This window comes from Enterococcus sp. HMSC076E04 (assembly GCF_001814285.1).
GTDB classification, from domain to species: Bacteria; Bacillota; Bacilli; order Lactobacillales; family Enterococcaceae; genus Enterococcus_B; species Enterococcus_B lactis.
In genome coordinates this window covers 1-11,251 of record NZ_KV815613.1, presented here as the reverse complement: position 1 = coordinate 11,251, position 11,251 = coordinate 1, and the positions used below count along the sequence as shown (strand labels likewise).

The following is an 11,251-nucleotide window of genomic DNA, read 5'->3' as shown; positions in this document are numbered from 1 at the left end:
AAGGAGCAACGATTTGGATCATAAAGAAATGCGGCGCGTCATGCAAGGAGCATTTGTACTGACGATTGCTTCTTTCATAGCAAAAGTATTAAGTGCCCTTTACCGAATTCCCCTCCAAAACTTAGTCGGCGACGAAGGTTTTTATGTTTATCAGCAAGTTTATCCAATTTATGGTATAGCAATGACTTTAGCTTTATCAGGTCTTCCGCAGTTCATATCAAAGTACATTGCAGAAAGAAAGAATCCTTTCGAGCGAAAGCAAGCTTTGCAAAGTCTTTATCCCTTGGTGTTTTGGACAGGCGTCTTTCTGTGGCTGTTTGTCTTTTCATTTAGCAGTTGGATTGCTTGGATGATGGGGGATATACAATTGAAACCACTGATCCAAGTAGTTTCTTTTACCTTTTTGCTGATGCCTGGTTTATCTTTTTATCGAGGGAATTTTCAAGGAAGATTTTTGATGGAACCAACGGCAGTTTCTCAAGTAGTTGAGCAGTTCGTTCGTGTTTCTGTAATCGTCTGTAGTGCATTTGCTTTTAGAAAGCTCGGATGGACGGTGTACCAAACAGGGACGGCAGCGATGAGTGGAGCCGTTTTTGGCGGGTTATGCGCATATGGAATCCTTCACTACTATGAACAAAAGATTCATGGAGGAGTATTAAGCTTCCGCCGGTTCCCATTATTCAAACAGCCACCAAAATCTTTGATCCGACGCTTTCTAGTAGAAGGCGGTCTGGTTTCGATTTATAGCGGATTACTCATCTTTTTTCAGCTGATCGACTCTTTCTTTGTAAAAAATGCTTTGGAAGTTTACGGTCTATCGGAATATGGTGCGAAGATAGCAAAAGGGGTCTATGACCGAGGGCAGCCTTTGGTTCAATTAGGTTTAGTGATTGCCACCGCATTAAGTGCGACATTTCTGCCTGCATTGACCCGTCATTTGACCAATCGGATCTATCGTCAGTTTTTGCAGACAGCCAAAATCTATCTTAGATTGACGACCGCTTTGGCATTAGCTGCATCTTTGGGATTAGCCTTACTGCTTCCTTATATCAATTATGCGTTGTTTAAAGATTATGCAGGAAATGCAGCGCTTGTATTGTTTGTTTTTTCCATTGCTTTTACTGCAGTCATCCAAGCCTATCAAAGTATTGCTCAAAGCAAGAACTCTTTTCGCCCTTCTTTAAAAGGAGCAGGATGGGGACTCTTGGTAAAAGGATTGACTACTTCTTTTCTAACTGGTTTATTAGGAACAGCCGGAGCAAGCCTGTCTACCCTTTTAGGATTAGGTGTGACGCTTTGGTATTTTGTCCGAATCGAAACAAAAGAGCTAAATGCTTTTTGGAAAGAACGACATTTTGGGCGGAAGTTGATTATCAGCCTTCTTTGTATGACAGCAGTCCTGCTGCTGTATTATGGTGTATTGAATATAGTGTTTGGTCCTGTAACTCATCGTTCCACTGCTTTTTTTGTCAGTGTGATAGGCGTTGGGGTTGGCGCATCTGTGTTCATTTATGCAGTGATTCGTCTCCGTCTGTTTACAGTAAGAGAGTGGCTCATGTTGCCATTTGGTAAGAAAATTCTACGATTAAACAAAAAAATCAAAAAGTGAGGAATAAGATATGCGATTAGACAAATTTTTAAAAATATCCCGAATCATCAAAAGACGATCAGTAGCAAAAGAAGTGGCTGATAAAGGAAGGATCCAAATCAACGGAAAATTGGCGAAATCTTCCAGTGACGTCAAAGTAGGCGACATTTTGAAAGTCCAGTTCGGCAACAAAACATTGGAAGTGAAAATTACGGAATTACATGAATCGACCAAAAAAGAAGATGCACAAAAAATGTACGAAATTATTTCTGAAAATCGCACAGAAACACTAGAGAAATAGATTAGACAAGCTTTCATGATATTGGTATAATGAGAAAGACAATCAAAAAAGATTGGAGCGAATCCAAGTGACGAAAAAAAGCAATAAAATCGCTGCGCTAGATACGGAATATGCAAAGAAAAAGTATGCTGAATTTCAGCAACAACAACGACAACTGATTTTTCGAAGACGCAGACTGGCTGCAATTTTTGTTGGTGCTTTGGTCATTTTCGCGATAATAGGTGTGCAGATTTTCCATGATATGCAAAGGATGCATCAATTGAACGAATTGAGAGTCGAAGCAAATACTGAAATGAAAGAAGTCAACGCAGACGTTGATCAGCTGCACCAAGATGTTTCATTGCTGAAAGATGATGAATATGTAGCTAAACTTGCCAGAAGTAAATTCTTTTACTCAAAAGACGGTGAAAAAGTTTATCCTATATTAGAATCAAATACAGACAGCTCGACAAATGAAACAGATCAATCAACTAGTTCTACAACTGCAAAATAAGCAGGAATATAAAAAAGGGAAATAATTAGGAGGAACATTTTTTTTATGTCAATCGAGGTAGGAGCAAAACTGCAAGGAAAAGTATCAGGAATTACAAATTTTGGTGCGTTTATTGATCTAGGTGCTGGAAAAACGGGTCTAGTTCATATTAGCGAAGTGTCAAATGGATATGTAAAAGACATCCATGATGTTTTAAGTGTAGGAGATGAAGTAACAGTCAAAGTTATTTCAGTAAATGATGATGGGAAAATCGGACTATCTATCCGCAAAGCGCAGGAACAACCTGTAGAATCTGGAGAAGAAAGCCGTCCTAAAAAATTTCAACAAAAAGATTCCCGTGACAACCGCAATCGTCCAGCACAGAAAAAATCTTTTTCTCGCAGTCAGCCTTCAGCTCAAAAAGAAGACTTCGATTCATTGATGAGTTCATTTTTGAAAGATAGCGATGACCGCTTATCTTCATTGAAGCGAAACACAGAAGGAAAACGCGGTGGTCGTGGCGGACGCCGCAGCTAATAAAGCTGAAAATAATGATGATGCGACTATTTTAGTCAGAGTATCAACAGAGGGCAGGTTAATTGTCGTTTTAGACGTTTTCCCGCTCTCTTTTTTTTAGGAAGAAAGGGTGTGGAAAGAATGAGCGTTGAAAAAGACGGTAAAAAAGTACCGCTATTGCAGCAGTCATTTATTCGGCACGGGAATGAACAAAGATTCTGGCAAAAAGAATCAAGGATTTTAGCAGCGGTATCAGGTGGGGTTGATTCGATGGTTTTGCTCCATTTGCTTTTGCAAGCGCAACGCCAAATCGGTTTTTCTTTGGGCGTCGTCCATATCAATCACCAATTGAGAGAAGAATCAGCAGAAGAAGCTGCTTATCTTCGCTCATATTGTGAAAAGAAGAATCTCCCTTTATATGTAAGTGTTTGGGAAGATCCGGCCAAAACGGCCATAGAAACAGCAGCCCGTAACTTTCGTTATCAAGCATTCACTCGCGTGATGGAAGAAGAACAATATGATACGTTGATGACTGCTCATCATGGAGATGATCAAATCGAGACGGTGTTGATGAAAATCATTCGTGGAGGACAGTTAAGTACTTTTTCTGGAATCAAAGAAGTACAACCATTTGCTACGGGCAGGCTTGTTCGTCCATTGCTGAGTTTCAGTAAAGAAGAATTATATGCTTATGCAGCAGAATCACAGCTTGTTTACTTTGAGGATCAGACGAACCAATTATTAGATGTCCAAAGAAATCGGCTTCGCCATTTGGTTGTTCCTCAGTTAAAACAAGAAAACACCCAGGTGATGAGACATTTTCAGCAGTTTTCGCAACAGATTCAATGGGCAGACCAAGTCATTCAAAAATGTATGGGGCAGTTAATCGAAAAGGAAGTCGAACAGTTAAAGGATCGATTTCAATTTTCAGCAGAAATGATAGAAAAAATGGAAGAAGCGGAACGATACTATTTTTTCCACTCCTTCTTCGACAAAGTATTCTCAGAAACAGGGGTCATTTTGAAAGAGCAGCAAATGACATCGATTTTAGAGCAGTGGCAACAGAAAAAAAGTCAATGGCAGCTTAGCATCGGCAGCAACTGGGTACTGAAAAGAGAGTACCATTTTGTTGTACTCGCTAAAAAAGAAAAACAAGCCACTGCTCAGACAGAAGATCAGCGCTTGTTGCTTATTCCAGAACAAGGGATACAGTTGAACGAAACAGAATGGATTGGTCTGGTCAAACCTGGACATTCAGAGGACATCAAAGCAACAGATTCATGGTCTCTGTTTTCTCATGACATTTGGGTTCCCGCCGATGTGCAACTATATGTCGAAAAAAGAAAAGCAGGAGACCGTATTCAATTAACGGAGAAACTTACAAAAAAAGTATCTAGATATTTTATCGATCAGAAAGTACCTAATTCACAAAGGCAGCATGCTTGGATCATTACAGATGCCAAAAGAAATATATATAGCTTGATACCTTTTGCCTTTTCATATTTGAGTATTCGTGAAGAAACTGATAAAATACACTACATACTTCTTTACAAATATCAAAAAGAAGCAATTGGAAGGAGAACCTGATGTTGGAAAAGGATATTGAGAGAATTTTGATCTCACAAGAAGAGATACAAGTTCGTTGCAAAGAACTAGGCAAAGAGTTAACAGAAATTTACCAAAACACCAATCCCCTAGTAGTAGGTGTCTTAAAAGGAGCGGTACCATTCATGGCAGATATCGTTCGTTCTATCGATACGTATTTGGAATTGGATTTCATGGATGTTTCAAGCTACGGGAATGCAACAGTCTCGTCAGGGGAAGTAAAAATCGTCAAAGACTTGGATACAAATGTAGAAGGTCGCGATCTGTTGATCGTTGAAGATATCATTGACAGCGGAAGAACACTTGCTTATTTAGTGGATCTTTTCAAATACCGCAAAGCAAAATCAGTCAAAATCGTTACATTACTTGACAAACCCGAAGGAAGAGTAGTAAACATCGAAGCAGATTATGTTGGGTTCAACGTACCAAATGAATTTGTTGTCGGTTATGGCTTGGATTATGCAGAAGCATATCGTAACCTTCCGTACATCGGTGTATTGAAACCTAGTGTTTATCAATCAAATTAATGCTGTATCTCAATTAAATTATGGTACAATAGAATGGTCAGGATTGATAAAAAACTGTTAAATTAAATTGACGCTTAGGGAGGGCAACTATGAACAAAAAGAACAATGGCATGATGAAAAATGCCTTGTATTATGTCCTCGTAATCTTAGCGATGGTAATGGTCGTTTATTTCATTTTTGGTAATAACGGCCAGCGATCGTCAGATATCGAGTACTCAAAATTCACAGAACAACTACAAGCAGGCAAAATCAAAGAGTTTGAAGTGCAGCCTGCAAATGGTGTATATAAGATCACTGGTGAATACAAGGAACAGCAGACAGTCGCTAACAGCGGCGGGTTAGCTATCTTGGGGTCAACAGATACGACTACTACCCATTTCACAACAATCATTTTGCCAAATGATACAACATTGAGCCAAGTAACAGAACTGGCAAAAGAAAACAAAGTTGCTACAACAGTAAAAGAAGAATCAAGCAGCGGCGTATGGGTTTCGTTATTGCTTAGCTTCTTGCCGATCGTGATCATCATCTTTTTCTTCTACATGATGATGGGACAACAAGGCGGCGGTGGTGGCGGTGGCGGCCGTGTCATGAACTTTGGTAAATCAAAAGCCAAAGAAGCAGACAAAAAAGCTAATCGCGTACGTTTTTCTGATGTAGCGGGTGCGGAAGAAGAAAAACAAGAACTAGTTGAAGTTGTTGAATTTCTGAAAGATCCTCGCCGATTTGTTGAATTAGGTGCCCGTATCCCGGCAGGTGTACTTTTAGAAGGACCTCCAGGAACAGGTAAAACCTTGTTAGCAAAAGCTGTTGCCGGAGAAGCTGGCGTACCATTTTATTCGATCTCAGGTTCTGATTTCGTAGAAATGTTTGTCGGTGTCGGGGCAAGCCGTGTTCGTGATTTGTTTGAAACAGCGAAGAAAAACGCACCGGCTATCATTTTCATCGATGAAATTGATGCAGTAGGTCGTCAACGTGGTGCCGGTATGGGCGGCGGACATGATGAACGTGAACAAACATTGAACCAATTGCTTGTAGAAATGGATGGTTTCGACGGAAATGAAGGAGTAATCGTCATTGCTGCAACTAACCGTTCTGACGTACTAGATCCAGCGTTACTACGTCCCGGACGTTTTGACCGTCAAATTTTAGTTGGCCGTCCAGATGTAAAAGGACGTGAAGCAATCTTACGTGTCCATGCACGGAATAAACCGATGGCCGATGATGTTGACTTGAAAGTTGTTGCTCAACAGACTCCAGGGTTTGCCGGAGCAGATTTGGAAAACGTCTTGAACGAAGCGGCGCTAGTAGCTGCTAGAAGAAATAAAAAGAAAATCGATGCTTCTGATATCGATGAAGCGGAAGATCGCGTGATTGCAGGTCCAGCTAAAAAAGATCGTGTAATCAGCAAAAAAGAACGCGAAATGGTTGCTTATCACGAAGCTGGTCATACGATTGTCGGATTAGTGTTAAGTCGCGCTCGGGTCGTCCACAAAGTAACGATTATCCCTCGCGGACGCGCCGGTGGATATATGATCGCTTTGCCAAAAGAAGATCAGTTCTTGATGACAAAAGAAGATATGTTTGAACAAATCGTAGGCTTGCTTGGTGGACGTACAGCTGAAGAAATCATCTTCAATGTCCAATCAACTGGTGCCTCCAATGACTTTGAACAAGCGACAGCTTTAGCACGAAGTATGGTAACAGAATATGGAATGAGCGATCGTTTAGGTCCCGTTCAATATGAAGGCAATCATCAAGTGTTCGTTGGCCGCGACTACGGTCAAACAAAAGCTTACTCTGAACAAGTTGCTTTCGAAATTGATCAAGAAGTACGCAAGATTTTGATGGAAGCTCATGCCAAAGCTCATGAAATCATCGAAGCTCATCGTGCACAGCATAAATTGATTGCTGAAAAACTTCTGGAATTCGAAACATTGGATGCCAAAGCAATCAAATCGTTATTCGAACACGGTGTGATGCCTGAAGGTACTGAGTCAAATGATTATCCAAGCGAAAAAGAAGCGAAAACTTTTGAAGAAGCAAAACGTGCTTTGGAAGAAAAAGACGCTGAAAAACAAGCAGAAGAAAAACGTGATTTTGAAGAAGCAAAACATGAACTGCATGAGGAAAATAAAGCAGAGCATGATTCAGATTCTCAACAATCAGAAGATGATCATTCAGACGATCGATACAAATAAAAAAATATAGGTCAATTGATCTGATAGGACTCCCGAAAACCGGAACAAAAACCGGTTTTCGGGAGATTTCTTTATTTAAGATGTAAATAGGATGATGTCCTGTTTTCTAGATGATTCTGAATTATTTTTAAAAGAAGCATTCCAAAGTTGAAAAAAGCAGGAGTTGCTAGTATGATTCACTATGAGTTTAAAAACGGAAAAAGGAGTACATAACAAATGAAAGATTATCTAGTTAAGGCACTTGCTCACGACGGATTCGTACGAGCATACGCCGTTCAAGCAACAAATACCGTAGCGGAGGCACAAAGACGTCATGATACTTGGCATACGTCCTCAGCTGCTTTAGGACGAACATTAGTGGGCAGTCTGCTGCTTGGTGCAACACTTAAAGGAGAAGATAAACTAACTGTTCGAATCCAAGGCGATGGTCCAGCAGCGGGAATCGTAGTAGATGCAAATGGGAAGGGAGATGTGAAAGGCTACATCAAAAATCCGCATCTCAGTCTTCCTTTGAATAGTGAAGGTAAAATCGATGTGCGAGGAGCAGTTGGGACACAAGGGATGTTTACTGTCACAAAAGATTTAGGATTAAAAGAACCTTTTTCTGGACAAACGCCAATTGTTTCTGGAGAAATCGCTGAAGATTTTACTTACTATCTCGCTATCTCAGAACAAATCCCTTCAGCTGTTGGACTAAGTGTACTGGTCAATACTGATGACAGTATCAAGACAGCGGGTGGATTCATGATTCAAATCATGCCAGGTGCCGATGAAGAAACAATCAGCAAGATTGAGGAACAATTAAAAACAACACCAAGAATCTCTACTCTCTTAGATGAAGGACAGACACCAGAAGAAATATTGAAGGGATTGCTTGATACAGAAGAGCTGAACGTTTTAGAAAAAATGCCTGTTCAATTCAAATGTGACTGTTCGAAAGAAAAATTTGCAGAAGCAATTATCGCGCTAGGTGCAGAAGAAATCCAAGCAATGATAGATGAAGATCATGGAGCAGAAGCGGTATGCTCTTTCTGTAACAATAAATACAAGTATAGTGAAGAAGAATTAGCTGGATTGAAGAAAGAAGCCTTAGGAGGAATTTAAGTGGAACATAAATGGAAAATCGGCAATGTTGAAATCCCTAATCGTGTCGTTGTTGCGCCGATGGCTGGAATAACAAATTCAGCATTTCGAGTCACTGTCAAAGAATTTGGTGCAGGCTTAGTCGTATGTGAAATGATCAGTGACCAAGGTATCCATTTCAGAAACAAAAAAACTTTAGAGATGCTCCACATTGAAGAAACAGAACATCCATTAAGTTTACAGATATTTGGCGGGAACAAAGACAGCCTAGTTGAAGCCGCTCAATTTGTCGAAGAAAACACAGCTGCAGATATAATAGATATCAATATGGGCTGTCCAGTAAACAAAGTGATCAAAGCAGAAGCAGGGGCAAAGTGGCTTTTAGATCCTGAGAAAGTATACGAAATGGTTAAAGCTGTTTCTTCAGCAGTAGATATCCCTGTAACGGTCAAGATGCGTATCGGTTGGGATGAAGAACACGTCTTTGCTGTAGAAAATGCATTAGCAGCACAATCAGCTGGAGCAAGTGCCATCGCTATGCACGGGCGTACGCGGGTTCAGATGTATGAGGGAAAAGCAGATTGGGAAATATTAAAAGAAGTAAAAAAACATCTCACCATCCCATTTATGGGGAACGGGGATGTCAAAACACCCGAAGATGCAAAACGGATGCTTGATTATGTTGGTGCAGACGGTGTGATGATTGGCCGGGCAGCTTTGGGAAACCCATGGATGATTCATCGTACACAGCATTATCTAGAAACAGGAGAACTGATTCCTGAGCCAACACCAGCCGAAAAGATTGCTACAGCTAAACTTCATTTACAACGCTTAGCAGATCTCAAAGGAGAAAAAATAGCATGTAGAGAATTCAGAACACATGCGGCTTATTATTTAAAAGGGATTCCTCGAGCAGCAAAAGTGAAAGTAGCAATCAATCAGACAGAAAATCAGCAAGAAATCAATGATCTGCTGGATCAATTTGTAGAAAAAGCAGAAAAAGTACTATTGAAACAAACGTTGTGATTTCTAAGTTTTTCGTGAATTTTCAAGCCGAAATTCCAAGTTCGGCTTGCTTTTTTTGTGTTTCATTGGCATTATAGGAAAGAGATTAACATGAGAATGGAGGAACTTTTGTGACACAGGAACAACAACATCAAGTAGAAGATTTAAATGATCAAATGCTTGTACGTCGTCAAAAAATGGAACAATTGCGTGAAGATGGAATCGATCCATTTGGAAAAAGATTTGAACGCACACACAACTCAGAAGAATTGCATGAACTATTTGATCCAAGAACAAAAGAAGAACTAGCAGAGATGGGATTGACCGCTAGTGTAGCTGGTCGTATGATGACTCGCCGAGGAAAAGGAAAAGCTGGATTTGCGCATCTACAAGATCGTGAAGGCCAAATTCAAATTTATGTGAGAAAAGACCAAGTAGGTGATGAAGCCTATGAAGTATTCAAACATGCAGACCTTGGAGATTTCTTTGGTGTAACTGGACAAATCATGAAAACAGACACAGGCGAAGTTTCTATCAAAGCTTCAGAAATCACGATTTTGTCAAAAGCACTTCGTCCACTGCCAGATAAATACCATGGCTTGACGAATATTGAACAACGCTACAGACAACGCTACTTGGATTTGATCAGTAATCGCGAAAGCTTTGACCGATTTATGAAACGAAGCCAAATTATCAGCGAGATCCGTCGTTATTTAGATGGCAATGGCTATATCGAAGTAGAAACGCCAGTATTGCATAATGAGGCAGGTGGAGCCGCTGCTCGTCCGTTCATCACGCACCATAATGCACTGGATATTGATTTATATTTGCGTATCGCGTTGGAGCTTCATTTGAAACGACTAATTGTCGGCGGAATGGAAAAAGTTTATGAAATCGGTCGTGTTTTCCGTAATGAAGGGATTGACACTACGCATAATCCAGAATTTACGATGTTAGAAGCATACACAGCATATACTGATTTCAATGATGTAATGAATCTGACAGAAGGTATTATCCGTAACGCAGCTCAAAAAGTACTAGGGACAGCGAAAATCACATATGATGGACAAGCTGTTGACTTAGAAAGCGACTTTAAACGTATCCATATGGTAGATGCGATCAAAGAACAAACTGGTGTAGATTTCTGGAAAGAAATGACATTGGAAGAAGCATTAGCCTTAGCTGAAAAGCATAACGTAGAAGTAACAGAAGCGATGGGAGTCGGACATGTTATCAATGAATTCTTTGAAACGTTTGTTGAAGAAACGTTGACACAACCGACATTTGTTTACGGACATCCAGTCGAAGTTTCGCCTTTAGCGAAGAAAAATCCAGAAGATCCTCGATTCACAGACCGATTCGAACTGTTTATCGTAGGACGCGAATTTGCTAATGCCTTTACAGAACTAAACGATCCAATTGATCAAAGAGAACGATTTGAAGCACAAGAAAAGGAACGTGAACTAGGGAACGATGAAGCTCACGGTGTAGACGAAGACTTCTTGGAAGCATTAGAATACGGTATGCCGCCAACTGGTGGTCTAGGTATCGGGATTGACAGATTAGTGATGCTGCTAACTGACGCTCAATCCATTCGGGACGTTCTACTATTCCCAACAATGAGATAATCAAATAAAAGCTGTCTAGGGGACTCCTTAGGCAGCTTTTGCTATGTAGAAAGCAACAAACAACAACGAATGTTCAAAAGCTGTTATCAAATATTGCAGACATTAATGGAGCCGAAAGCGAACGATAAAGAAAGAAAAGTAATGAATAATCGCTTATTGAAAAAAACTTGAAAAAATACAAAAAATTCGTTGACCAAGATAAATTTAGTTGGTATATTATTACTTGTCCAAAAGACAGAAGGAAATATTTCTTCAAAAACATAACAAAAAAGTTATTGACATGTTGCTAACGACATGATAAGATAACTGAGTCGTTAAAAAAGAA

At 40.1% G+C, this 11,251-nt stretch carries 10 protein-coding genes; all 10 read left to right on the top strand.

Translation table 11 applies throughout. The features are described 5' to 3' along the window. The first annotated feature begins 13 nt into the window (after nt 1-13). Nucleotides 14-1,609, top strand: a complete 1,596-nt coding sequence (locus tag HMPREF2961_RS09290) for a putative polysaccharide biosynthesis protein (protein ID WP_083314221.1) — start codon at nt 14-16, stop codon at nt 1,607-1,609. A gap of 10 nt (nt 1,610-1,619) precedes the next feature. Further along, nucleotides 1,620-1,889 carry an RNA-binding S4 domain-containing protein gene (locus tag HMPREF2961_RS09285; RefSeq protein ID WP_002287407.1) on the top strand — a complete coding sequence of 90 codons (270 nt, stop codon included), beginning with the start codon at nt 1,620-1,622 and terminating at the stop codon, nt 1,887-1,889. A 67-nt stretch (nt 1,890-1,956) separates the two neighbouring features. Continuing rightward, on the top strand, nt 1,957-2,382 hold the full coding sequence (locus tag HMPREF2961_RS09280) for an FtsB family cell division protein (protein WP_002287409.1): 426 nt from the start codon (nt 1,957-1,959) through the stop codon (nt 2,380-2,382). A gap of 45 nt (nt 2,383-2,427) precedes the next feature. After that, nucleotides 2,428-2,898, top strand: a complete 471-nt coding sequence (locus HMPREF2961_RS09275) for a S1 domain-containing RNA-binding protein (protein WP_002290937.1) — start codon at nt 2,428-2,430, stop codon at nt 2,896-2,898. Between the two features lie 120 nt (nt 2,899-3,018). Continuing rightward, nucleotides 3,019-4,464, top strand: coding sequence for a tRNA lysidine(34) synthetase TilS (gene tilS / locus HMPREF2961_RS09270; protein ID WP_002315908.1), 1,446 nt, complete (start codon nt 3,019-3,021; stop codon nt 4,462-4,464). Further along, complete coding sequence (gene hpt, locus HMPREF2961_RS09265; RefSeq protein WP_002287415.1) at nt 4,464-5,009, top strand: hypoxanthine phosphoribosyltransferase; 546 nt, start codon at nt 4,464-4,466, stop codon at nt 5,007-5,009. The genes tilS and hpt overlap by 1 nt, the downstream gene beginning before the upstream one ends. 89 nt (nt 5,010-5,098) lie before the next feature. Continuing rightward, nucleotides 5,099-7,210: an ATP-dependent zinc metalloprotease FtsH gene (gene ftsH / locus HMPREF2961_RS09260; protein WP_002290943.1), complete on the top strand. Its 2,112-nt coding sequence runs from the start codon at nt 5,099-5,101 to the stop codon at nt 7,208-7,210. A 216-nt stretch (nt 7,211-7,426) separates the two neighbouring features. After that, complete coding sequence (gene hslO / locus HMPREF2961_RS09255) at nt 7,427-8,314, top strand: Hsp33 family molecular chaperone HslO (protein WP_002310401.1); 888 nt, start codon at nt 7,427-7,429, stop codon at nt 8,312-8,314. Then, entirely contained in the window at nt 8,315-9,319 is a 1,005-nt protein-coding gene (dusB, locus tag HMPREF2961_RS09250; protein WP_002315909.1) for a tRNA dihydrouridine synthase DusB, read from the top strand. A 110-nt stretch (nt 9,320-9,429) separates the two neighbouring features. Continuing rightward, nucleotides 9,430-10,926, top strand: coding sequence for a lysine--tRNA ligase (gene lysS / locus HMPREF2961_RS09245; RefSeq protein WP_002290948.1), 1,497 nt, complete (start codon nt 9,430-9,432; stop codon nt 10,924-10,926). Nucleotides 10,927-11,251: the final 325 nt, after the last annotated feature.

Excerpts from the sequence above, each read along its gene's own strand:
- HMPREF2961_RS09285 (WP_002287407.1), top strand. The coding sequence starts at position 1,620 with ATGCGATTAGACAAATTTTTAAAAATATCCCGAATCATCAAAAGACGA.
- HMPREF2961_RS09275 (WP_002290937.1), top strand. The coding sequence starts at position 2,428 with ATGTCAATCGAGGTAGGAGCAAAACTGCAAGGAAAAGTATCAGGAATT.
- tilS (WP_002315908.1), top strand. The coding sequence starts at position 3,019 with ATGAGCGTTGAAAAAGACGGTAAAAAAGTACCGCTATTGCAGCAGTCA.
- hpt (WP_002287415.1), top strand. The coding sequence starts at position 4,464 with ATGTTGGAAAAGGATATTGAGAGAATTTTGATCTCACAAGAAGAGATA.
- ftsH (WP_002290943.1), top strand. The coding sequence starts at position 5,099 with ATGAACAAAAAGAACAATGGCATGATGAAAAATGCCTTGTATTATGTC.
- hslO (WP_002310401.1), top strand. The coding sequence starts at position 7,427 with ATGAAAGATTATCTAGTTAAGGCACTTGCTCACGACGGATTCGTACGA.